Origin of the sequence: Pseudomonas flavescens, from assembly GCF_013408425.1 — a bacterium.
GTDB classification, from domain to species: domain Bacteria; phylum Pseudomonadota; class Gammaproteobacteria; order Pseudomonadales; family Pseudomonadaceae; genus Aquipseudomonas; species Aquipseudomonas fulva_A.
This window is the reverse complement of sequence record NZ_JACBYV010000001.1, coordinates 2,965,877-2,988,910: the sequence shown is the minus strand read 5'-3', so window position 1 is coordinate 2,988,910 and position 23,034 is coordinate 2,965,877. Positions and strand designations below refer to the sequence as shown.

The 23,034-nt window shown below is 60.3% G+C and carries 17 protein-coding genes; 10 read left to right on the top strand and 7 right to left on the bottom strand.

The genetic code is table 11. The features are described 5' to 3' along the window. Nucleotides 1-617: 617 nt before the first annotated feature. Nucleotides 618-2,564, bottom strand: a complete 1,947-nt coding sequence (locus tag FHR27_RS13335) for a putative bifunctional diguanylate cyclase/phosphodiesterase (RefSeq protein WP_179538799.1) — start codon at nt 2,562-2,564, stop codon at nt 618-620. Between the two features lie 680 nt (nt 2,565-3,244). On the opposite strand from FHR27_RS13335, the gene FHR27_RS13330 reads away from it, so the two are divergent. Both FHR27_RS13330 and FHR27_RS13325 read left to right on the top strand, forming a co-directional pair. After that, nucleotides 3,245-6,313, top strand: a complete 3,069-nt coding sequence (locus FHR27_RS13330) for an autotransporter outer membrane beta-barrel domain-containing protein (protein ID WP_179538798.1) — start codon at nt 3,245-3,247, stop codon at nt 6,311-6,313. A 648-nt stretch (nt 6,314-6,961) separates the two neighbouring features. Next, nucleotides 6,962-9,088 carry a TonB-dependent siderophore receptor gene (locus FHR27_RS13325; RefSeq protein WP_179538797.1) on the top strand — a complete coding sequence of 709 codons (2,127 nt, stop codon included), beginning with the start codon at nt 6,962-6,964 and terminating at the stop codon, nt 9,086-9,088. Between the two features lie 180 nt (nt 9,089-9,268). Here the strand turns inward: FHR27_RS13325 and FHR27_RS13320 are convergent, their stop codons facing one another. From FHR27_RS13320 to FHR27_RS13310, 3 genes are all read right to left on the bottom strand, one after another. Next, nucleotides 9,269-9,640 (bottom strand): PH domain-containing protein, encoded by a 372-nt coding sequence (locus FHR27_RS13320; protein ID WP_179538796.1) that lies wholly within the window; start codon nt 9,638-9,640, stop codon nt 9,269-9,271. A 137-nt stretch (nt 9,641-9,777) separates the two neighbouring features. Beyond that, the gene (locus FHR27_RS13315; protein ID WP_179538795.1) at nt 9,778-10,377 is read right to left on the bottom strand and encodes a TetR/AcrR family transcriptional regulator; all 600 of its coding nucleotides are present in this window, start codon (nt 10,375-10,377) and stop codon (nt 9,778-9,780) included. A 17-nt stretch (nt 10,378-10,394) separates the two neighbouring features. After that, nucleotides 10,395-10,991 carry an NAD(P)H-dependent oxidoreductase gene (locus FHR27_RS13310; RefSeq protein WP_179538794.1) on the bottom strand — a complete coding sequence of 199 codons (597 nt, stop codon included), beginning with the start codon at nt 10,989-10,991 and terminating at the stop codon, nt 10,395-10,397. 167 nt (nt 10,992-11,158) lie between these two features. Between FHR27_RS13310 and FHR27_RS13305 the strand changes: the two genes are divergently transcribed. The 6 genes from FHR27_RS13305 (at nt 11,159) to FHR27_RS13280 (ending at nt 17,433) form a co-directional block, all read left to right on the top strand. Next, a complete protein-coding gene (locus FHR27_RS13305; RefSeq protein ID WP_179538793.1) occupies nt 11,159-12,175 on the top strand; it encodes an extracellular solute-binding protein in 1,017 nt (338 codons plus the stop codon). Nucleotides 12,176-12,177: 2 nt separating this feature from the next. Further along, entirely contained in the window at nt 12,178-13,752 is a 1,575-nt protein-coding gene (locus FHR27_RS13300; RefSeq protein WP_042551994.1) for an ABC transporter permease, read from the top strand. 160 nt (nt 13,753-13,912) lie between these two features. Next, nucleotides 13,913-15,289 carry a multicopper oxidase family protein gene (locus tag FHR27_RS13295; protein ID WP_179538792.1) on the top strand — a complete coding sequence of 459 codons (1,377 nt, stop codon included), beginning with the start codon at nt 13,913-13,915 and terminating at the stop codon, nt 15,287-15,289. A 15-nt stretch (nt 15,290-15,304) separates the two neighbouring features. After that, on the top strand, nt 15,305-15,781 hold the full coding sequence (tadA, locus tag FHR27_RS13290) for a tRNA adenosine(34) deaminase TadA (RefSeq protein ID WP_042551992.1): 477 nt from the start codon (nt 15,305-15,307) through the stop codon (nt 15,779-15,781). A gap of 278 nt (nt 15,782-16,059) precedes the next feature. Continuing rightward, the gene (locus FHR27_RS13285; RefSeq protein ID WP_179538791.1) at nt 16,060-16,707 is read left to right on the top strand and encodes a hypothetical protein; all 648 of its coding nucleotides are present in this window, start codon (nt 16,060-16,062) and stop codon (nt 16,705-16,707) included. Nucleotides 16,708-16,971: 264 nt separating this feature from the next. Further along, nucleotides 16,972-17,433 (top strand): hypothetical protein, encoded by a 462-nt coding sequence (locus tag FHR27_RS13280; RefSeq protein ID WP_179540095.1) that lies wholly within the window; start codon nt 16,972-16,974, stop codon nt 17,431-17,433. Between the two features lie 63 nt (nt 17,434-17,496). Here the strand turns inward: FHR27_RS13280 and FHR27_RS13275 are convergent, their stop codons facing one another. The 3 genes from FHR27_RS13275 to FHR27_RS13265 form a co-directional block, all read right to left on the bottom strand. Next, on the bottom strand, nt 17,497-18,282 hold the full coding sequence (locus FHR27_RS13275) for an HAD hydrolase-like protein (protein ID WP_179538790.1): 786 nt from the start codon (nt 18,280-18,282) through the stop codon (nt 17,497-17,499). A 131-nt stretch (nt 18,283-18,413) separates the two neighbouring features. Beyond that, a complete protein-coding gene (locus FHR27_RS13270; protein WP_179538789.1) occupies nt 18,414-19,997 on the bottom strand; it encodes a rhodanese-related sulfurtransferase in 1,584 nt (527 codons plus the stop codon). A gap of 3 nt (nt 19,998-20,000) precedes the next feature. Further along, nucleotides 20,001-20,603, bottom strand: a complete 603-nt coding sequence (locus FHR27_RS13265; protein ID WP_042551988.1) for a cysteine dioxygenase family protein — start codon at nt 20,601-20,603, stop codon at nt 20,001-20,003. 396 nt (nt 20,604-20,999) lie between these two features. On the opposite strand from FHR27_RS13265, the gene FHR27_RS13260 reads away from it, so the two are divergent. Continuing rightward, nucleotides 21,000-22,073, top strand: a complete 1,074-nt coding sequence (locus tag FHR27_RS13260) for an LLM class flavin-dependent oxidoreductase (protein WP_179540094.1) — start codon at nt 21,000-21,002, stop codon at nt 22,071-22,073. Next, on the top strand, nt 22,070-23,014 hold the full coding sequence (locus tag FHR27_RS13255) for an ABC transporter substrate-binding protein (RefSeq protein WP_179538788.1): 945 nt from the start codon (nt 22,070-22,072) through the stop codon (nt 23,012-23,014). The genes FHR27_RS13260 and FHR27_RS13255 overlap by 4 nt, the downstream gene beginning before the upstream one ends. The last annotated feature ends 20 nt before the right edge of the window (nt 23,015-23,034 follow it).

Sequence of the window (23,034 nt, the reverse complement as noted above, 5' to 3'; positions counted from 1 at the left end):
CAGCACGCTTTGGTCCCTCGACAGGCAGGAGTCGGCCAGAAGCGGCCCTTCGCTGTGGCTTGAAACTGGCGAAAAGAGGACGGTCTCACCGCCGTTGGGGGACCATCTTGAGGCTTGAGGATCTCTGGAAATGGGGGGCGATTCATTCAGATGATATGCCAGAGATAAGAACGTGAGAGATCGTGGTCACGATGAGGCAATGGCAGAGGCTTTTCAGGCTGGTCCGTCGATGCCATCGTATTGCTTGCCGAAGTCTGCGCTGAGGGAGCAGTTTTTGAGCTTGCCGTGCTGATGCGTCTCCTTTCTGCGGGCCGTCCTCTAAGTGCATGTATCTTGGCGACGCTAGCCCTAAGAAGTGATTTTTATCCTGCATGGTATTTTTCATGGTTTTGAAAAAATTAGTTCCTTGAAAGCCACTAAATACATGCTTTCATGGCGTCTGTTGATAAGAGAGTGAGAGTGATCCCGCGTCCGGCATTTCCCGGCACGATCTAGCAAAAAATGCCCTGAAGCCCGCGTAATTGCGGGCTTCTTGCATTTTGAGCCTGGCATTTTCTGGCAGAGTTTGTGTAGCTCTCAGGGCATGAGCGCGAGCGGCGCCTTGCCCTATCGGCGGATCAAACCGCCTGCACCTTGGCCAACTGCTCGCCGCCAAGCCAGGCGCTGATGTCGCTGGCTTGCATGGGTTTTGAGAACAGGTAGCCCTGGGCCCAGACGCAGCCGAGGTTCTTCAGGGCGCCGAGTTCGGCGGCGGTTTCCACGCCTTCGACGATGCATTCCAGTTGCATGTCCTGGCACAGGGCAACCAGCGATTTGACGATCTTGAAGCTGGCCGGGTCGAGGTGGATGTTGGTGACGAAGGTGCGGTCCACCTTCAGTTTGGTCAGCGACAGCGCGTGGATCTGGCTCAGGCTGGAATAGCCGGCGCCGAAGTCGTCGAGGGATATGCCGCAGCCCAACTCGCGAAACCGGCTGATCGCTCGCTGGGTCTGCGGCAGGTCCTGGATGGCCGCGGTTTCGGTGATTTCCAGATCGAGACAGGCCGGGTCGAAACGGCTGCTCTTGATCAGTTCGACGATCTGCTGGGCCGCGTCCTGCGAACCACAGTCGTGGACGGACAGGTTGAATGACAGGCGGATGCCCGCAGGCCAACTCGCGGCCGCGTCCAGCGCCGCTCTGAGCAACGGCACCGTGAGGCGATTGACCATGCCGACACGCTCGGCAATCGGAATGAAATCACAGGGCGGCACGCTGCCCAACTCTGGACTTTCCCAGCGAGCCAGTGCTTCGAACGCGACGGTTCGCTCACTGTGAATATCCACGATGGGCTGGAACACCACGTGAAACTCACGCTCCAGATCGGCCCGGCGCAGGGCCTGCTCGGTCAGCCCTTCGCGGTTGAGCTGCTGGCGGTGGGCTGCGCTGAACAGGCAGACCGTGCCGGGGCGGTGGCGCTTGCTCTGATACAGGGCGTAGTCGGCATATTCATACACGTGCGTGGCGCAGGATGCCTGATCCGGGAAGGTCGCGATGCCCAGCGATGCACTGATCTGGATAGGAATGTCCACCAGCAGAAACGGCTCGCGCATGCTGGCGCAGATTTTCTCGCCAAACGCCCGCAGCTGGTCGTCGCTCATGGCCTGAGTGATGATCAGGGCGAACTCGTCGCCGCCCAGCCGGGCCAGGTGCACGTTTTCGTCGAGCAGCCCGGTCAGGCGCTGGCCAACTTGATAGAGCAGCTTGTCACCAATGCTATGGCCATACAGATCGTTGACCGGCTTGAAGCCATCCAGGTCGATCAGCCCTACGGCCAGGCGAATATCCTGCTCGCGGGCGCGGGACAGTTGCGTATCGAGGCGGGAAAAGAACTGCCGTCGGTTGGCCAGCCCGGTCAGGCTGTCCTGATTGGCCAGGTGGAGGTTTTCCTCACTGAGTTTTGCCGTGTGCGCCTGCATGTTCACCAACCGGGTGAAGTCGGCGTACTGCGCCTTGAGAATGATCAGCATGGCGATGGACACCAGCAGCACGTCAATTGCAGTGGCAACGAAGGTAATGATATTGGTGGATGCGAAGAACACCACGAACGCCGTGTTGACCACTGCTGTGGTAGCCAGGGCAGCTGGCAGCAGGTGCATCATGCAGAAAATGCAGCCGATGACGGTGATCGCCATATAAAAGGCGACATGCGCCTGGGCATAGCCGTCGCCATAGGGAAACAATGCCAGCGACCAGGCGGTGAACGCCACGGCCACAAACGGCGCGAGCATATTGGTGCGCTTCAGCGCCGTCAGCATCTGCGCCGGGCTGCGTGTCTGCCCTCGCGTGCGCATCCATTCCACCGCACGAATCACGCCGAACACCGTCATGATCAAGGGGCAGTACACCACCAGCCAGCGCGGCGCGACCGCGAAGTGGGTGCCCGCCAGCATCAGGGTGTTGATCAGCAGGATGAAATACATCATCGGCAATTGGCGAGACAGCGCGAGGTATTGCGCCTTGACCAGACCAGGATTGTCCTCAGGCACGGACATCAACGCTCGTACGCCCAGCAGTATTTTGTTCATCAGGCGACGCTCTGAAAATAAGACCAGATAAATAACCGAGCGGATCATCCTTTCCAGCCTGGAGAGAGCAGGCCTAAACGCTGCGCTCATGGGATCGTGTCGGCCGATCTTCAGGTTTCTGCAATCTTTACGACTAGTGGCACTTTGATTTCGTTCCGTCAGCCGGTCGTGACGGTGCTAAGCGAGGCGAGCGCCGATGGCGAATTGAAAGGCGAATTGGGCGTTGTATTCGGGTCTGTCTGCGGGATCCGCGTCTGCCGCTTATGGGCAGCGAACGAGCGCGAGCTCAGGTTCATGCGGCAGTCCGCTAATCAGAAACGGGTGGAATCAAGCATGAGGGTTCGTGAAGGTTGACCGATGCGGCCTCGGAGCGAGTAGCGCCGGCAGCGGTCGGCGTTCTCGCAAGAGTGTGACGGCGATGTTCCATTGGCCGATCGAGCATGCTCAGCGCATGCCTTTGACTGAAGCGCTCCAGCAGGTCGCTCCCCGGCTGCACTCCAACCTGTCACGGCGCCACACAACTGTTCGAGCTTATGCACGGAAGCTAGTGCATGCGTGCTATATCCATTGCAACTGCGCCTCCTGATACTCCCCCCCGTTGGCAACCTGCCTAACGGAACGCTTGGCCTACGCGGCTGGGCAGCCACCTTCGTGGCCTTTATGGAGTATCTGGAGTCGCTATGAACCCCTTGTTCAGAATATCCCCTCTTGCTTTTGCGATTACTCTTGCACTGCTCTCGGAGGCTCAGGCAGCGGACTACACCCTCACCGATGGTCAGGAAACCTTCAGCAGCGACCGCGTAATCGATGGCTCGATCAACGTTCGGTCAACTGACGGCAACACCTCCAGTCTGACTATCAACAGCGGCGCAACCGTGACCAGCGAAGGCGGCAGCATTATTGGCCAAGCCAGCAGTACGGGCGTCAATCAGGCTCAGGCCAGCGTGGTGGTCGAAGGAACGGGGTCGCGCTGGGTGGTGCCCCGCACTTCATTTGTGTTGGGTAACACGATCGTTGTCGGTGGTGTCGGTCAAGGCGACCTGACCGTGCGCAACGGCGGCCAGGTGTCGGTGCGGGATCTGGATCTGGGGGAGGTCAACGGTTCGCGCTCCAACGCATTTTCGAACGCCCAGCTGCTCGTGAGTGGCCAGAACTCCCTGGTCGACGCGGTCAACATCGAGGCCGGTGGGGTATTTGTCTACAGGTCGGGCATCACGGCCAATGATGGCGGGAAAATCAACAGCCAGCAGGTCGATATCGATTCCGTCGTCAGGCTTTCCGATGCCGGAACCCGCTGGGACAACAGCGGTGTGTTCAGAAACAGAAACGATCTTACGCTCGAGAATGGCGCCGTACTGGCGACCGACTCACTGTTGCTGGGCTCGGCCATTAGCAGCCGCAGTAATCAGGTGAGTGTTTCCGGACAAGGCACACGCCTGGAAACGCAGAGCATGACACTCGGCACCGGCGACACCCGCACTTACCTGACGCTGTCCAACGGTGCCGAACTGAGGGCTACCAACGGGATCCTCATCAGCACGATCAGCAGCATCAACAATCCGACCCGGGGCACGCTTGCTGTGGGCGGTTCGGTCGTGACCGATCCTAACCGTACCGATATCGATTCGGTAACTGCCGGAGCCGCTCAGGCGGCCGGCCGGTTGGACCCGCAAACCGCCATTCGCTTTGGCACGGGCAACGGGCACCTGGCGTTCAACCACACGGACACCGATCTGCAAGTCGCCAACACGTTGAGCGGAACGGGCCGAGTGTATGCGTTCAACGGGAATACCACCCTGAGCGGCGACCTTAGCGGACTGGCCGGTAGCGTCGTAGTACGCGGCGGGCGACTCGTGCTGTCGGGTGATGTCGACCAGGTCAATCAGCGCGGCAATACGGCCACCACCCAAAGCCTTTCGCGGTTGAACGTCGGCAACGGTACCCTCGTAGTCAACGGCACTGTGGGGCGCAATGAATTCGGGGTCTACACCAACAGTACCCAAGTATTGGATGGCGGCGTTCTGGCCGGCGTCGGTCAAGTGGGCACTACCGACGTAGCCGCCGGAGGTACGTTATCGCCCGGTGAAAGTGCCATAGGTGCGCTGGCCATACAAGGCAACCTCGACATGGCCGCTGGCTCACGTTACGCAGCGGATATTGCCGGCGACGGCGGCGCAGATCGGGTCAACGTGAGCGGCACGGCCACCCTGCGCGGTACGCAGGTCAACGTGACGGCACTGGATCCAGCGCAGAGTTATCAGAGCGGCAGAACCTACACCTTGCTCTCTGCCCAAGGCGGCTTGATTGACGGCGCCGCTGCAGGAACCGCCTATGCCCAGGCGTTTACCAACTCGGCATTCCTCAATGTCGGCCTGCAGCGCACTGCCAATGATTTGAACCTTACCATCGAGCAAAAAAACACAGCACCGACGCCGACGCCGACGCCGACGCCGACGCCGACTCCAACGCCGACGCCGACGCCGACGCCGACGCCGACGCCGACGCCGACGCCGACGCCGACGCCAACGCCAACGCCGACTCCAACGCCGACTCCGACTCCGACTCCAACGCCGACTCCGACGCCGACGCCGACGCCGACGCCAACCCCAGAACCTACCCTGGGCATCTTCCAGACGGTCATGTTGACCGAGAACCAGTTCAATACAGCTGGCGCGCTGAGCGTACTGGAGCAAAGCGGCGATTCCCTGAGTCTCTACAACAACCTGCTGATTCTGGATGCCGAAAGTGCTCGTGACGCTGTTGATCAGCTAGCCGGTGACTATCACGGCAGTACCTCAACCGCGCTGATCGCCAATAGCCAAGTGGTGTCCGGAGTGGTGGGGACTCGTGTGCGCAGTCTTCTGGATGGCGGGACATTGCGCATGCCAGCCATGGCAATGAGTCTGATGCCCAGCACGCCACCCACTGAAAATGGCGCCTGGGTGCAGCCATTCGGCAACTGGACCAAGGTAGGCGGCGGCAACGGCGCCGGTGGCCTGCACCAAAGCACGGGCGGCCTGCTGTTCGGTGCCGATGGTAGTTTCACCCCGGATTGGCGCGGTGGCGTCTATGGCGGCTACAGCCGTTCGAAGTTCGATGCCGATGACAGTGATGCTGAGGGTCACAGCGACAACTATCATCTCGGTCTCTATACCGGTGGCGAGATCGATGCTCTGCGCCTCAGCGCAGACGTTGGTTACACCTGGCACCGTCTGGAGAGCGAGCGCAACGTTGCTTTTGCCGGGTTCAGTGATCGCCTGACCGGCAAGCGCGATGCCCAATCGTTGCAGGCAAGTGGTGAAGTGGCCTACCGCATACCCGTCGACCGCGTGGTACTGGAGCCGTTCGCCGGCCTTTCCTACGTACGCTACGACGCCAAGGATATGCATGAAAAAGGCGGTGCGGCTGCTCTGGACGTGTCCAGCGACAAGCAGGACACCGTCTTCTCGACGCTGGGCCTGCGCGCGTCGACGAACGCCCGTGTAGCGAACCTCGATACGCAGCTCTACGGCTCATTGGGATGGCGACGTGCCTATGGTGATCTGGACCCGCGAAACGTTCAGTCCTTTGCAGGCGGTCCGAACTTCGAAGTGCAAGGTGTCGCCCAGACCCGCGACACGGCTCTGACTGAAGTGGGGGCGAAACTGCGCTTGAATCGACAGACCGATCTGGGCCTGTCCTATCAAGGGCAGTTCGGTTCCGACACTCGTTTCCACTCGGTTAACGCGGGGGTGACAGTCCGCTTCTGACCGAAACTGCGGCGTCGGGCTGGATGATCATCCGGGTAGTTTCGCCTCGAGTGGTGTCCAGCCCGAGCTCATTGAATAGCTTTTTCGACCTGAAGTTTTGGCGATGTCCCGCTGGGGCAACGCGCCGGTTCTGTGCGCAGGGCGGCGGACTTCCCCCGCCTGGTGCATCGCTGGTTCGGCCACGCTGAGCGAACTCACCCACATCCTCCCGATTGCTGCGGCGTGATCCGAGCACAGCCTGCGCCATCGTCACCATCAACGCACCGCCTTCGACCAGCGCGGCGTTCGATCACCAGGGGTGACGGCTGTGAGTGGTCCTTTCTGTGAGCTGTTGGCAGTCACTGTTAGCCATAACCAGAAGCCCGCTCGATTGCGGGCTTTTTCTATTCTGCGCTCGGTCTTTTCCAGCTGCGCTGCGTACCGCGAGGCAACGCTCTCCTTGATCAAACCGGCGAGCTGCGTTCCTGTCCGGATCTTTTTAAAAAAAGAGTGGCGGGATTCACCGGCGAATCCGGCCTGTATGTGAATGACTATCGTTGTGATAGATATTTTCGAATATCATCAGTTGTACGATCTCTGCCGAGTTGTCGCGACAACGCTGAACGGGGCTAACGGCGGAAGCCCGCAAACAATCCAAGGATCTTGAGCATGACCGATAGTAAAAACGGGGTTATCAACGCGCACGCCTCCTGGCAGCGTGCCGCGACGGCAGCCATGTTCTGCGCCCCGCTGGTGGCTGTTCCCTTCGGTGTGAATGCCCAGGAGGCGATCACCATCGGGGAGGAGGAGAGCTATCGCCTCGCACCGATCATCGTGAACTCTCAGGCTGCGGCAAGTGATGACGCCAGCACGGTGGTCGCTCAGGAGCTTTGGGTCGGCGGCAAGGTCGCTACCAGCATCCTCAATACCCCAGCTTCGGTTTCCGTTGTGACCCAGAAGGAAGTCGAGCAGCGCAGCGCAAGCACCACTGAGGAAGTTCTGCAATACACGCCAGGCATCCTTACTGACTTCTATGGTACGGATGATCGTAACGACTATTTCAAGATCCGTGGCTTTCAGGCCACTACCTACCGTGATGGGCTGACTCTGGGCTCAATGCGTGGCGTTCGTGAAGAGCCTTTTGCCTATGAGCGTATCGAGATCCTGCGTGGGGCAAACTCCACGCTGTTTGGCGCAGCTGACCCAGGGGGCTCGGTGAACTTCGTGACCAAGAAGCCACGATTCGAGAAGTTCGGCCAGGTCTATGCAACCTATGGTTCCTTCAACCACAAGGAGACTGGCATCGACGTTGGTGATTCTTTGAATACGGATCAGACCGTTGCATACCGTTTTACCGGCAAGCTTCAGGACAGCGACCGTGAGTACGATCACTCCCGCGACGATAACGGCTTTGTCATGGGTAGCTTGACTTGGGCCCCTACGGCTTATACCTCAGGTACCCTGACTCTTGACCACCTCAAAACCAAGAGCTCTCCCAACAGCGGTGGCTATCCGCTGGATCGAGAGTACAGTCGTAGCAAGTTCTACGGTGAACCCGACTACAACTTCCATGATGTTGAACGGACCAGTATCAGCGGTAACTTCACCCACGATTTTGATAATGGTTTCGTCCTGCGTAGCAACCTACGGTACAGCGAGCTGACCGATGACTTTGCTTATCTCTACCTGAGTGGTACAGGAACTGGGACATTGCGTGATCGAGATGTTTTCGGTACAGACACCGAATCCGATCAGATCAACGGCAATCTGATGCTGCAGTACGACGCCCGTTTTGAAAATATCGACAGTAGTACCATGGTGGGCGTGGAGTACGGCGACTCATCGTCCGACGCGGTTTCCATATATCAACAAGGGGTTTCCGCGATTGATATTGCCAATCCGGTCTACAGTGGCGCCCCGAACGGATTGGTACCCTATCTTCACACCAAGCGGGACTACACCACTAAATCTGTATTCCTGCAGCAGAACTTTTCTTTCTACGAGCGCTTTATCGTCACGGCGGGCGTGCGTAATGACTCCATGGACCTTGCTGAAACCAACAAGCTCAACCAGGCGAGAACGTCGGATAGTTTTTCTGAAACATCGCTGCGAGGTGCGCTGACCTACATCGTTACCGATGAGGTTTCCACCTACGTCAGCATGGTGGAGTCCGTCTCACCACCCGAGATTGGTACTACTCCGAAGCGCGGTAAACAGTATGAGGTTGGTGTGAAATATTCCCCTCTGGGAATGAATGCATTGTTCTCTGCAGCTATTTACGACCTGACTCAGGAAGATGTCACTATCGCTGTAGTTGTGCCAGGCGGCGGTATTCAGCAGCAAAATGTTGGTGAGACAAATGTTCAGGGCCTCGATCTGGAGGCCAAGGCCGAATTGACCGATAACCTGAGCCTAGTCGGCGGCTATTCCTACATGAAGTCGGATGTCGTTCGTGGCACGCTGTGGGACGGTACGTCCCTCAAAGGCAATGCGTTCGAGGTGACACCTCAGCATTCCGCATCACTTTGGACCTACTACGATCTGCCAGGAACAGCCATGAGTGTTGGGCTTGGGGCTCGTTATGTCGGCTCCTACTACTTTGACCCGGCGAATACCGGCAAAAGCGAAGCAACCACGCTGTACGACGCCGCGTTCAATTACAACATCGCCAAAGGCACCGACCTGGCGCTTAACGTCAGCAACCTGCTCGACGAGCAGCATGTGGTCGGCTCCGGTACCGCCAACTACTACAACCCTGGCCGCGAAGTCACTGCGAAGCTGAGCTACAACTGGTAAGCAGGTCGATCGTCGCCCGAGCGGTTTCGTGCCGCGCTGGCGATGCTCCGTGATTGCGCTCGGTCTCCTTTGAGGTCGGGCAGCAAAGGGGAATGCCACTAATGAAAAAGGCGCGAATCGCCAATCGATTCGCGCCTTTTTCAGTTTTCCGGGTACCGCAAACGGTGTGGTTTGCCAGCGTCAGCCAAAAACATGCGCCGAGATAAGCTTGGAAATTTCCACGATCGCCGTCTTGCCGGTGAACTCGAACTTCACCTTGCCGAGTGACGAGAAGTGGATCTCCAGCTCCGAGTCCAGATCGAAGGTGCCGGAGGTTTCGATCGAATAGGCGACGATGTTCTTGTAGGGCAGCGAGGTGAAATCCTTCTTGCTGCCGGTAAGGCCCTGCACGTTTACCGCGATGATGCGCTTGTTGGTGAAGACCACGCCGTCGCGCATGGACTTGTAAGAGTCGATGACCTGCTCATTTTCAAGCAGCAGGTCGCTGACGCGCTGGGCGTATTCGTCGTTCTGCTTGAGTTTGAAAAAGCCTTTGTTGTTGAAGTCGATCATCCGCGCATTTCTCCATGGGGGGGCAGGTTCAAGTGGTTCCGCTTAGAAGACGGCCGCGGAGCGTTTTTGGCAAGCTGCAAGTGGGATCAATAACCCGTCGATCCAGGTCGGCTGGCGGCTGGTTGGTCGAGATCGCTTTATCGGCTTCGCTCGACCAGCCCGAGAATGATCGCCTGCAGCTCATCCTGGGCCTGCTCTTCGCTGATGTCGCCAGCGACGGCTGCATCCGAGAGCGAGTCGGCGGCGCCGAGCATGGCCCACATGCCGGCTGAGGACGTGCCTCTGGGGGCGCAGAAGGGCGCCAGAATCGCTGCACATTTTTCGATGAAGGCATGCTGGTACTGCTTCTTCACCGCTGCCAGCTCCGGGGAGCCGTTGAGTGCCGCCACCACATCGGATATCTCGCGCCCCTGGGTCAGTACGCAATTGACGTAGCTGACGGCGATGACGCGACTCTTGTCCTGCAGGTTCGCGGCAGCGGCTTCGATGGCGGCATCGAAGATCCTGGTCTGGCGCTCGTCATAATCCTGATAGAGCGCCGCCAACAGCCCGTTGCGGGTGCCGAAGTGGTCGTACACCACCGGTTTGGTCACGCCCGCTGCTTCGGCCAGATTACCCAGCGTCAGGGCATCCGTGCCTTCATCACCGATCAACTGCCAGGCCACTTGCAGAAGCTGGCGCGTGCGCTCCTCCCGTGGCAGGCGGCGACGTGGCGATACGGGGGGCTGGGAACTCATCGATACTCCGGGGCATTTCAGGATTGCTCGGCGAACAGCTTACGGCCAATCGCCTGCGCCGTCTCCAGATGCGCTTGCGGGAAACCGGGATCCGAGGCCAGCAGAAACTGCGATGAGGCGACCGGTGCGCCGCAGTAATCGAAGATGCCATGGTCGATCTGGGTTTGCATCGCCTGGTCATAGCCGTGACGGGTGAAGGTGCCTGCGTCGGCACCACCAATGGCCACCAGATGGACCTGCAGGCGCTGCAGCTTTTTCACCACCTTGCCGTTGTCGGCCTCTTCATAGGCCCAGCCGTTGGTGAACACGCGGTCGATCCAGCCCTTGAGCAGGGCAGGGAAGGACCACCAGTAAATCGGGTAGACCAGTACCAGCGCGTCGGCCCGCTCGAGCCGAGCATGTTCGGCGGCGACGTCTGCCGGTGCTGGCGTGTTTTTCTGGAACAGGGCGATATCCGCTTCGTTGAAGCGTGGGTCGAACCCTTCGGCTGCCAGATCGGCCAGTTCGGCCGAGTGCCTGGCTTCCATGCTGGCAAGTCCATCGGCGATACCGTTAGCGATCGCGTGGGTCAGGGAGTGTTTGTCCGGGTGTGCAACGACGATAAGGGCATGCATGGGTTAGCTCCAATAATGACTTCCTACTATTGGTAACTTACTTTTAGTAGGATGTCGAGAGGCGATGACTCTTTACGTGGTTAGCGCCGATGCACGCATTGCTTGAGAATCAGCTGCAGTTGGCCCGTATAATCGCCAGTAACTTTTTGTTTCAGAGGACGTGGTCAATGTCATCTCATCGAGTAACCGGTCTGGCGCGTGCGATTGCCGCGGGTGTTCTGTCTTCCCTGCTGTTCGCCGGTGCTGCGCATGCTGACGATGCCGTGACCCTGACGCTGTACAACGGCCAGCACGAGGCCACCGGCAAAGCGGTGGCGGCTGCCTTCGAGAAAAAGACCGGCATCAAGGTGCTGATCCGCAAGGGCGGTGGCGGCCAGTTGGCCAACCAGATCGCCGAAGAGGGCGAGCGTTCGCCGGCAGATATCATCTACACCGAAGAAGCACCGCCGCTGATCAAGCTCGGCAGCCAGGGCCTGCTGGCCAAGGTGGATGACAGCACCCTGTCGCAGATCGACTCCAAGTTCTCCGATGACAACGGCAACTGGATCGGCATCACTTCGCGCGTGCGCGTGCTGGCCTACAACCCGGATCTGGTCACCGAGGCCGAACTGCCGAAAAGCGTGCTGGAAGTGGCCGACCCCGAGTGGGCCGGCAAGATCGCTTTCGTGCCGAGCAGCGGTGAGTTCCTTGGCCAGACGGCAGCGGTCATCCGCCTCGATGGTCGCGAGGCCGCCGAAGAGTGGCTGACCGGCCTCAAGGCCTTCGGCAGCACCTACACCAACAACGTCATCGCCATGAAGGCGGTGGAAAACGGTGAGGTCGGTGCTGCACTGGTCAACAGCTACTACTGGACCGCATTGAAGAAAGAGAAGGGCGAGCTGAAATCCAGGCTGCACTACTTCGCCGATGGCGATGCCGGCGGCCTGTCGAGCGTGTCCGGCGCGGCCGTGGTCAAGGCCAGCAAGCACCCGAAAGAGGCCCAGCAGTTTCTCGCCTTCATGATCAGTGAGGAAGGCCAGCAGGCCGTGCTCACCCAGTCTGCCGAGTATCCGGTCAACCCCAAGGTGCAGGCCGATCCGCTGCTCAAGCCCTATGACCAGCTCAAGCCGCCGGCCATCACCGCCGCGCAGATCGGCCTGGCCGAGGACGCGCTGGAGCTGCAACGCGAAGTGGGAATGAACTGACCATGCAGCCCCAGGCGGTAACCCCCGAATTGCCGCTGCCCCCGGTAAACGTCACCACGCGGCGCCGCAAGGCACCACCGATCTGGCTGCAGCTTCCGATCCTGGCCTTGCTGTTGCTCGCCGCATTGCCGCTGTTCTTCGTGGTCGCCCGCGCCACGCAGGTCGGGCCGCACGAAGCCTTCGCGCTGCTCTGGCGGCCGTTCGTATTCGGCCTGCTGGCCAATACCCTGAAGCTGATGGTACTGGTGACCCTGGGCTGTGCGCTGCTTGGCCTGGCGCTGGCCTGGCTGGTGGAGCGCAGCGATCTGCGCTGGCGTCAGCACTGGAACGTGCTGCTATGCCTGCCATTCGCCATTCCCTCGTTCGTCAGCGGCTTCACCTGGGTGTCTATCAGCCCCATGTTCGAGGGGCTGGGCGGCACGGTGCTGGTCATGGTGCTGTCGAAGTACCCGCTGATCTACTTGCCGGTGGTCGCGGTGCTGCGCAATCTCGACCCGGCCCTCGAAGAATCGGCGCGGATGCTCGGTTGCAGTCGCCGCCAGGTGTTCTGGCGGGTCACGCTGCCGCTGCTGCGCCCCGTGCTGATGGCCACCAGCCTGCTGGTCGCCGTGCATATGCTGGTCGAGTTCGGCGCGCCGTCGATCATGCGTTACCAGACCTTCACCACCGCCATCTATCAGCAGTTCGAACTGGAGTTCAGCGGCAGCAATGCGGCCATGCTGTCCGCGCTGCTGCTGGCGCTGTGCATGCTGCTGCTGTGGGGCGAGTTCCGCCTGCGCGGGCGCGGCTATGCGCGCACCGGCCAGGGCGTGGCACGCAGCGCCGCACGGCTGCGCCTGGGTCGCTGGAGTGTGCTGGCTCAGACGCTGCTGCTGGCGCTGGTAGCCATCGGCTGCGGTGTGCCGCTGGTGATGCTGGGGTTCTGGATCGTCGAGGGCAGCTCGGCCAGCTTCCCGGTGCTGGAAATCGCCGAGACGCTGTGGTCGTCGCTGACCTATTCCTTTGGTGGTGCCTTGCTCAGTTGCCTGCTGGCACTGCCGGTATGCCTGGTGGTCGTGCGCTACTACGGTCGCATGGCGACGCTGGCGGATCGTTTGCCGTACCTGCTGCACGCCTTGCCGGGCCTGGTGATCGCCTTGTCGCTGGTGTTCTTCGCCCTTGGCTACGTGCCTGCGCTTTATCAGACCAGCATCCTGCTGCTGGTGGCCTATGCGTTGTTGTTCATGCCCATGGCTCAGGGGCCGATCCGCGTGGCATTGGAAAAGGCTTCACCGCAGCTGGAAGAAGCCGCGCGCACCCTGGGGCATACGCCGATCGCCACCTTTCTGAGGGTCACCTTGCCAATCATCTCGCCCGCTATCGGCGCCGGGTTCGTACTGGTATTTCTCGACTGCATGAAAGAGCTGACCGCCACCCTGATCCTCGGCCCGACCGGTCTGGAGACCCTGGCGACCAAGGTCTGGTCGCACACCGGCAACCTGGAGTACGCCGGCGCCGCGCCTTATGCGGCGCTGATCGTGCTGGTGTCGGGGTTGCCGGTGTATCTGCTGACCACGCGGGCCTATCGGCGTACGTAGATATGGCGTGTAGGGGGCTGGGCGCCTAACCCGTCCACCGCAGCGACCCTTAACGCCCTCGCTTGCAAGGTGTATCGTGCGCAGCTCTCCAGCGTCCGCAGAGACGTATCCGATCAGACCTGATTAGCGTTATCGCAGTCCCGCTTCAGGAGCAGGCTTCATGAGTTTCACCCGTAGACAGGTGTTGGGCGGTTTGGTCGGTCTTGGCGTCGTTGGCCTGGGCGCTGGCGGCGCACGTTATTGGTTGGGGCGCCCGTTCGACCGCAAGACCCACGACTACGAGCTGATCGCCGCGCCCCACGATATCGAGCTGGTGCCCGGTCATGTCACGCCTGCCTGGACGTTCGGCGGCCAGGCACCCGGCGTCGAGTTGCGCTGCCGTCAGGGTGATGAGCTGCGTGTGCGCTTCATCAATCACCTGCCCGAGGCCACCACCATTCACTGGCACGGCATACGCCTGCCGCTGGAGATGGACGGTGTGCCCTATGTCTCTCAATTGCCTGTGCTGCCGGGCGAATACTTCGATTACCGTTTCGTTACCCCGGATGCCGGCAGCTACTGGTATCACCCTCACGAGTCGAGCGCCAAACAGCTGGGGCGCGGCCTGGTTGGCCCGCTGATCATCGAGGAGCGTGAGCCCACCGGTTTCCAGCACGAACGCACGTTGTGCCTGAAGAGCTGGCACGTGGACGAGCAGGGAGCATTCACCGAGTTCAGCGTACCCCGGGAGGCTGCCCGCGAGGGCACCCGTGGGCGCCTGTCGACCATCAATGGCATCTCGCTGCCCACCCTGGAGCTGCCGGCTGGACAGGTGGTACGCCTGCGGCTGATCAACGTCGACAGCACCGTCACTTACCGCCTCAACCTGCCAAAGGGCAATGCCCGCATCTACGCGCTGGACGGTAACCCGATCCAGCCGCGCCCATTGGGCAAGGAATACTGGCTGGGGCCGGGCATGCGCATCGACCTGGCGCTCAAGGTGCCCGAAGTCGGCAGCGAAGAACTGTCGTTGCGCAATGGGCCGCTGCGCCTGGCCACCATCAAGTCCGTCGCCAGCAGTGAGCCCGCCGCCGAGTGGCCGCCCGCGCTGCCGCCAAATCCGGTGGCCGAACCGGATCTGCAGCGCGCCGAAACCCTGCGCTTCAACTTCGAGTGGGCAGCGTCACTGGCATCCCCGGCCGATGAAGCCGCAGGCCGCTACAAGTACTGGCAGATCAACGGCCAGGCCTGGGACATCAACGACAAGACCTGCGCCGATCGCCCCATCGCCAGCCTGAAGAAGGACGGTCACTACATTTTCGTGCTGCGCAACATGGCCCAGTACCAGCACCCGATCCACCTGCACGGGCTGATCTTCAAGGTGCTGGACTCCAATCGCCGCAAGATCGAGCCGTACTACACCGACACCTTCCTGCTCGGCAAGAACGAGACCGCGCGCATCGCCTTCGTGGCCGATAATCCTGGTGTATGGATGTTCCATTGCCACGTCATCGACCATATGGAAACCGGCCTGATGGCCGCCATCGAGATCGCCTGACGTGAGTGCCCTGACTTGAGAGCCCCGCTGATCATCGACCGCAGCCACGACGAGCGCTTCATGCGTGAAGCGCTGGAGCTGGCAGGAAAAGGCGCCGAGCTCGGCGAGGTGCCGGTCGGCGCTGTGCTGGTGCAGGATGGCGAGGTGATCGGCCGCGGCTTCAATTGTCCGATCTCCACCAACGACCCCAGCGCCCACGCCGAAATGGTCGCCATCCGCGCCGCCTCCCAGGCCGTCAGCAACTACCGTCTGCCTGGCAGCACCCTGTACGTGACCCTGGAGCCCTGCGCCATGTGCGCCGGCCTGATCGTCCACTCGCGGGTACAGCGCGTGGTGTTCGGGGCCAGCGAACCCCGCGCCGGCATGGCCGTGAGTCGCGGGCAGTTCTTCGACCAGGGCTTCCTCAACCACCGCGTGCTGGTCGAGGGCGGGGTGCTGGCGGAGGAGTGTGGGGCGGTGCTGAAGGCGTTTTTCAAGGCGCGGCGGGGATAGATAGGCGAGTGCGCCTGCTGTTTTTTGAATATCAGTGGTCTACCGCAATCGGCTGCCAGTTCATTGTTCAAGCTATCCAGGCTAGATAGGATTTAACCCACGCTGCTTTTACTCGTAAAGGATTTTCAGTGATCAATTTTTATTGTCCGTCCGTCTCTCCTCATTCGCCTTCTTGTAGCGTGTATTTTTATCTTCGGGATTAGCATGCGTTGTCTGTGTGGTGAGAGTGTTTGGGAGTGGGTCGGGCTGTAGTCGTTTTTAGTGGTAATGGGTGATTTATGAAAGTTAAATATTTATTTTTTTTCGTCATCTTGCTGTGTTCTTGTGCGACGGTTAAATCTGAGCTGGAAACAGGATCTGTTCCAAGCGAAGAGGTAGCAATCGTTATTGGGCGATCAGTTGTTTTTCATAATGAGCATGAGGTCGTTTCTAACGAATCGGGCATTCTCGCTCCGGCCACCATGATTCATGTTAGGCGTTTTGCGGGGGCGGAGTCGGTCGTGAAAGACTTATATGCTGCAGGGCAGTATGCTATAAGAGCTACTCCACTAAATGGGGGGTATTTTGCAGTAAGTCTTCCCCCTGGGAATTACTATATCTCTGAGTTTACTTACCCCAATATGGTAGATGGCTTTGTTGGGATGAGAAGCTATATGCCAACTCCAAATAGTGTCGTGGCAAAGCCGGTGATGAGTAGTTTCCAGGCTTCTGCCGGAAAGATTAATTATGTTGGGACCATTGTTCATAATGTTAATGATCTTCCGGTTTTGAATGAGGGTACCCCGGACGAACGAAAGCAATGGAGCTGGTCATATTCAATTCTCAATGAGTACGCGGCTACGGAATCATGGCTGTATAATGTGCATCCTCAGCTCTCATCCTTTGTGATAAAGGAATCGACTATAAAGACCACGCCCTATCCATGATTGATGTGTGCCGGTTATGAACTCGCACTAATTTGTGTGCTGCATCACCTAATGACAGCTGTGTTTGTCTCCAAGGTGCTACCTTTTAATTTAAGATGATAGAAATTTGCGTGTCAGGATGAGATAAAAGAGCGTTGACGAGCACGTCAGTTCTCTAAGGCAGTTAGACATCTAACGATTTGAATGGCTGGATCTCGGAGGCTAAGTTTTGTACAGACTGCCTATCCTAGGTTTTTAGGAGTAATGCAATTGATCAAAGCAGGGATGTTGGTTCTGGCGGCACTGCTGGGCGCAGCTGCCCAGGCGGCCGAGCGGCAGGTTTATCTGGTTGCGACGGTGCATCTGGACGGGTCCAACCAGGCCCAGAGCATCTTTCTGCACGAGCCGAAAATTACCGAGTTACAGGGCTGCCTCGATGCCGTGCGCAAGGGCCAGCGCGAGCGTGACTGGCAGCAGTATCACCATATCTTCCGGCGTGATGCGTTCAAGGGTTTCACCGGGCATATGCGTTATCGCTGCGCCTATAGCGATCTGCAGATCAGCGGCTGGTACGACGGGCCGCGCTACAACCAGCCCTACCTGATCACCGTCGATGATGATTCCGTGCTTGGCGTGACCCGTGCACCGAGTCAGGCGCAATGCTCTACGCAATTGCGGGCACTACCGGCGAAGAAGCAGGCGCAGAGTTTCTGTGCGATGGGTAACCAGAGCGTTACCTCGCGTTAGTGTGTGGCGTACCCGTAACTCAAGGTGGGTCGGGCTCCAAGTGTTCGGGCTATGGCAATGCCGTCAGGCCTCGGGTTGGCCGCGAATGATTGAGTTAACAAGTGCCGGAAGAGCGGCCACGCTAGGGATTTTGTGGTCTGGCTGAAGCTTGTGTTCGACGGCATCCCGGCCTTTTCCGGTTTCTACCTGTACGGTACTGATACCAGCGGCCTGGCCACCAGCAATGTCGGTCAAACGATCGTCCCCGACGATAATTGTGCTTGCCGCTGAAGACCCGAGATCGGAAAGAACGGAGGCAAAAAATGAAGCCGAAGGCTTGCCGCAAATAGTCGCTTTCGTGCCCGTCGCATATTCAAGTGCTGCAATATAAGCGCCGCTGTCCAGTTCGGGCCCATGCGGGGTAAGACTGTATGCATTCTTGTGCATTGCAATAAGCTTTGCGCCTGACCTTATGAGCTGGAATGCTCGGTTAATGGTGGTGATGTCAAAGCCGTCGGATACCCCGCCAACAATGATGTAGTCGGGGTTTTCTCTGTTCAACTGCGAGGAGGGGAAAAGCGGCCTGACAGCGTCCGGTATCAGCAGGTCTGTGTAGCTTGCTGCGGATGTAGATACCCACTGTGCCGCCGCTAGAGAGGATGTGTAGATATGGCTTGCTGTGATGTTGGTGAAGCCAAGACTCTGTAGTTCCTGTGCGATTACCCCGGGAGAACGTTCGCTAATGTTACTCAGTAGCTTGAATTTGAGGCCAAGTCTTTCTATGGCCAGCAGGGCTTCGTTGGCGCCTTCAATCGCTGTTCCTTGAAACGTAAGTGTTCCGTCTATATCGAGTAGAACGGCATCCAGCATGATTGATGTCGCCTCGACTACCAGGGGGATCTCCCCCCAGCCCTGCACTGAGTTTTAGTCGTATCGCTTTCAGGCTCTGCTGGTCATGGGGCAGCGGAAAACGTCTTACGGTTTTCCACCGCGCATGAACGTCAGATCACCCTGAACCCATGGGTGCCATCCCGGCCGAGTTGTTCGACCAGGCCGAACTCCCAGTCCAGATAGCCCTGCATCGCCTCGCGCGGATTGTCCGTGCCCTCGTACGGGCGGCGATAGCGGTCGCTGCGCGGCACGGCCAGGTGCTGTTCGCCGGATTCGTCCGGCAGGCCGGCGGCGAACCAGGCAGCATTGCCGCCAGCCAGCAGGAACACCGGTTTGCCGGTCAGGGCCTGCAGTTCATCCACCACGAAGCGCGCCAGCAGGCTGCTGCCACAGGTGACTACGTAGCGTTCGGCCACCGGCAGGTTCTCCAGGGCCTGTGGCAGTTGTGCGCGGATGGCCCAGTGAGCCCCGGCGATGTGGCGTTTGACGTGGTTGGCGCTGGTGGTGAAGTCGATCACCACCGTATCGCCTGCTGCCAGCCAGCTTTGCAAGGTGTGCGGGCTTATTTCCTCCGGCTGCGGCAGAGCGGGCAGGGGGGCGATCCAGGCGCCGGTTTCGCTGAAGGCGCTCTGTGGCAGGTTGTCCAGCACGTGCACGTCCCAGCCCAACTGAGCCAGCCAGGAGGCGCTCATGTTGGCGCGCACGCCATCGTCGTCAGCGAGCACGATGCGCGCGCCACGTACGCTGGCGAAATGATCGGTTTCCTGAACCAGTTGGCCGCCCGGCGTGGAGCGCGCGCCGGGCAGGTGACCGGCTTCGTACTCTTCCGGCGTGCGCACGTCGAACAGATAGGTGGTACGCGCCGGTTGCGCCTGCCAGGCGCTCAGGTGCTCGAGTGTGGCGCGGCCGACGCCGGCCTTGTCGGCCACGACGCGGGCCGATCGTGCGGCCTGTTCATGGTTGTTGGTGCTGACCCCGCCGAAGCGCCGGCTCTGGCCATGCTCCAGTTGCTGGCCGGCCAGGGTCCAGCCGATGGTGCCGTTGCGTAGCGCGGCGACCGGGTTGGGCACGCCGGCATTCACCAGCGACTGGGTGCCGATGATGCTGCGGGTGCGCCCCGCGCAGTTGACGATGATTTGCGTGGCCGGATCAGGCGCCAGCTCGCGGGCGCGCAGCACCAGTTCGGCGCCCGGGACGCTGATCCCGGTAGGGATGCTCATGGTCTGGTATTCGTCGAAACGGCGGGCGTCGAGCACCACCACGTCGGCCTTGGCATCGAGCAGGGCCTGTACTTCTTCGGCCGCCAGCGAGGGCGTGTGGCGCTGGCTTTCCACCAGTTCGCCGAAGGCCTTGCTCGGTACGTTGACGTCACGGAACAGCTCGCCACCGGCGTTGCGCCAGCCGGCCAGCTGGCCTTCCAGCAGGGCCACGTCGCTGTAACCGAGTTGCAGCAGGCGCTCGGCGGCGACCCGGGCCAGGCCTTCGCCGTCGTCGTAGACGGTGATCGTGGTGTCGCGGCGCGGCACCCGGGCGTAGATCTCCAGTTCGAGTTTGGAAAGCGGAATGTTGGCGGCGAACAGTGGGTGGTCTTCGGCGAAGGGTGCTTCTTCACGCACATCGATGAGGGCGACTTCCTGCTGTTGCAGCAGGGCGGTGCGGATATCGGCGAAAGAGCGGGTTACGACTTGGCTCATGGTTCAGGACTCGTGTTGGGCGGGCTGCCGTTGGGCAATGGAAGGCGGCGTGGAGTAGCCGGAGATGAACAGTTTTTCGCTGCCGTCCTCGCGGTACACGGCGCGATGCACCGCACCGATGTCGGCACCGTAGACGTGGATGCTGATCGACACGCGATCGTCGAACGCATTGCTGACCTGATGGATGTCGCCAATGCGCGGCGATACCGCTTCCACCTGGCCAGGCTCCAGGCGCACGGCATCACCATCGGCATGCAGGCTGCCGTCGGCCTGACGGCTGAAGCCCTGGGAAGCCTCGGCGCCGCGCAGCATGCCGATCAGCCCCCATACACGATGGTCGTGCACGGGCGTGCTTTGTCCCGGGCCCCAGACGAAGCTGACCACCGAGAAGCGTCGCGCCGGGTCGAGGTGCAGCAGGTACTGCTGGTAGCGCTCGCTGCTTGGCTGGGCCAGTTCGTTGGGCAGCCAGTCGTCATGACTGACCAATTGCTGCAGCAGCTCGCCACCGCGTTCGATCAGGGTGCCCTCGTCGGGCTCGCGGTTCAGCAGGTCCGAGAGGCTGGCAACGAAGACATTCAGGCGTTGTGGCGTTGCGGGATGACTCATGGCGGGAATCCGTAGCGGTTTGAAGCCTAAGGTAGCAATCCGCTATTGATTATAAAAATTCAATTTATTCATAAGCTAATATGCGTATTGAGTAATTTCAGGCGCGTCGTTCGGCTCGCTTCGCTCCGCTGCTCGCTTCACTCTTCGGGCATGCCGGGGCCATTTCCATGCTCATGGCCTGGCCAAAGCCCACGCTTGAGCCTGTTTCCTTGGTTTTGATTGTTTTGCATATTAGGTTATTCCTAAAATGAATTTCATTTCCTGTTCTGCTGTCTATAAATTTTATAAGAAATAGCCAGTAAAGACGTTTTCATTATAAGTGGGCGTTTGCAGCACCTTGGCTCCCGGACATGACTACGTGACAGGAATCGCGACATGAGCATTGAAATCATCGGCATGATCACCGCGGCGCCAGCGTCGGAAGTGGATCAGCCTCTGGGCAATGCGGTGGATCCGGCGTTCGTCGCCAGGTTCGCCCAGGCTCATGAAGCGGCGGGCTTCGACCGGGTGCTGGTTGGTTACTTTTCCAACGGCCCGGAGGGGGCGGTGGTCAGTTCCTTCGTGGCTGCCGCGACGCACAAGCTGGGCATCCTGCTGGCATACCGGCCCGGGATGATCGCACCGCCCCTGGCCGCGCGGCAGCTCGCCACGCTGGACCAGTTCAGCGCTGGTCGGCTGGCACTCAATGTGGTCAGCGGCGGTAATGACGAGGACCTGCAGCGAGACGGCGACTACCTCGATCATGCCCAGCGTTATGCCCGCACCAACGAATACCTGCGCGCGCTGAAGGCCGTCTGGACGGCCGATCAGCCGGTGGATTTCAGCGGCGACTTCTACCGCTTCCAGGGCGCCTCGCCTGCGGTGCGCTGTACGCAGCGGCCGCACATCCCGATCTATTTCAGCGGTGCGTCGGCTACGGCAGTGCAGGTCGCGGCGCAGCATGCGGATACCTACATGTTGTGGGGCGAACCTCTGGCTTCGGTGGCCGAGCAGGTCGCTTGCGTCAGGACGGCAGCTACTGCATATGGCCGCACGCCGCGATTCTCGGTGTCGTTCCGGCCGATCGTCGCGGACACCGAGGAGGCTGCCTGGAAGCGTGCCGCCGAGATACTCGAGCAGGTTCGCGAGAACCGCGTTCGTCTGGGTTTGCCGCTTACCGAACACGCTCCCGAGAACGTCGGCTCCCAGCGTCTGCTGGCGGCGGCGGGGCAGGGGGAGGTGCTGGACAGTCGCTTGTGGATGGGCGTCGCGCGGCTGACCGGCGCGCGCTGGAACTCCACGTCGCTGGTCGGCACGCCGGAGCAGGTCGCCGCGGCGCTGGGCGAGTACTACAAGCTTGGCGTGTCCACGTTTCTGATTCGCGGTTTCGACCCGCTGGGCGATGCCATCACCTACGGGCAGGGGCTGATTCCCGCCATCCATGAACATATCGCCCGTCTGGGCAACCCAGCAGAGGAAACCTTGCAATGAAACTGTCCGCATTGTTGCGTACCGCGTTGGCTGGCGCGCTCCTGGCCGCGCCGGTGGTCCAGGCTGCCGAGCAGATCACCCTGCGCGTGGGAGACCAGAACTACTACAACGTCCGCGCTTCGGTGGAGGCGTCCGGGGTGCTCGAAGGCGCTCCCTACAAGGTCGACTGGAAACACTTCCAGTCCGCCGCGCCGGTCGCCGAAGGCCTGGATGCCGGTGCCCTGGACCTGGGGTTTCTTGGCGATTCGGGGTTTATCTTCCTGGCCGCCAAGGGCGCGCCGGTAAAGCTCATCGGCGTATCGCGGCAGAACCCGGATACCATCGCCCTGCTGGTACCCAAGGATTCGCCGGCCAAGACCATCGCTGACCTGAAAGGCAAGAAGGTCGCCTACTGGCCGGGAGCCTGGAGCCAGCAACTGACGTTGCGTGCGCTGGAGAAGGCCGGGCTGCCCCGCGACTACGTGCAGTTCGTCAAACTGATGCCCATCGACGCCGCCGCGGCATTGCCACAGGGCAGCATCGACGCCTTCCCGGTGTGGGAGCCCTACATTTCCCAGCAGATCGTGTTTTCCGGCGCCAAACCGATCATCACCGCCCGCGACCTGATGCCGGGGCTGTCGAGCATCGCAGCCAATGCCGCTACCCTGGACGAGAAACGCGCGGCCATCAGCGACTTCCTCGGACGTCTGCAGAAGGCCCGCGCCTGGGTCGATGCGAACAAGGAAACCTACGCCGACCTGTGGGCGAAGAAAGCCAATCTCGATCAGGCGGTATCGCGCCACTGGATCGGCCAGGCCAACATGAGCGTCGGGCCGGTGGATGAACAGGCTGCCCGTGACTATCAGGACACTGCCGACTTCCTCGTCGAAACCGGCGCACTGCCAGAGGCATTCGACACCAGGACGGTCATCGACACCTCGTTCGGCAACGCCTTCAAGTAAGACGGGTCTGTCCCCGTACC

Coding starts and splice junctions, on each gene's coding strand:
- FHR27_RS13335 (WP_179538799.1), bottom strand. CDS start 2,564: ATGAACAAAATACTGCTGGGCGTACGAGCGTTGATGTCCGTGCCTGAG.
- FHR27_RS13330 (WP_179538798.1), top strand. CDS start 3,245: ATGAACCCCTTGTTCAGAATATCCCCTCTTGCTTTTGCGATTACTCTT.
- FHR27_RS13325 (WP_179538797.1), top strand. CDS start 6,962: ATGACCGATAGTAAAAACGGGGTTATCAACGCGCACGCCTCCTGGCAG.
- FHR27_RS13320 (WP_179538796.1), bottom strand. CDS start 9,640: ATGATCGACTTCAACAACAAAGGCTTTTTCAAACTCAAGCAGAACGAC.
- FHR27_RS13315 (WP_179538795.1), bottom strand. CDS start 10,377: ATGAGTTCCCAGCCCCCCGTATCGCCACGTCGCCGCCTGCCACGGGAG.
- FHR27_RS13310 (WP_179538794.1), bottom strand. CDS start 10,991: ATGCATGCCCTTATCGTCGTTGCACACCCGGACAAACACTCCCTGACC.
- FHR27_RS13305 (WP_179538793.1), top strand. CDS start 11,159: ATGTCATCTCATCGAGTAACCGGTCTGGCGCGTGCGATTGCCGCGGGT.
- FHR27_RS13300 (WP_042551994.1), top strand. CDS start 12,178: ATGCAGCCCCAGGCGGTAACCCCCGAATTGCCGCTGCCCCCGGTAAAC.
- FHR27_RS13295 (WP_179538792.1), top strand. CDS start 13,913: ATGAGTTTCACCCGTAGACAGGTGTTGGGCGGTTTGGTCGGTCTTGGC.
- FHR27_RS13285 (WP_179538791.1), top strand. CDS start 16,060: ATGAAAGTTAAATATTTATTTTTTTTCGTCATCTTGCTGTGTTCTTGT.
- FHR27_RS13280 (WP_179540095.1), top strand. CDS start 16,972: ATGTTGGTTCTGGCGGCACTGCTGGGCGCAGCTGCCCAGGCGGCCGAG.
- FHR27_RS13275 (WP_179538790.1), bottom strand. CDS start 18,282: ATGCTGGATGCCGTTCTACTCGATATAGACGGAACACTTACGTTTCAA.
- FHR27_RS13270 (WP_179538789.1), bottom strand. CDS start 19,997: ATGAGCCAAGTCGTAACCCGCTCTTTCGCCGATATCCGCACCGCCCTG.
- FHR27_RS13265 (WP_042551988.1), bottom strand. CDS start 20,603: ATGAGTCATCCCGCAACGCCACAACGCCTGAATGTCTTCGTTGCCAGC.
- FHR27_RS13260 (WP_179540094.1), top strand. CDS start 21,000: ATGATCACCGCGGCGCCAGCGTCGGAAGTGGATCAGCCTCTGGGCAAT.
- FHR27_RS13255 (WP_179538788.1), top strand. CDS start 22,070: ATGAAACTGTCCGCATTGTTGCGTACCGCGTTGGCTGGCGCGCTCCTG.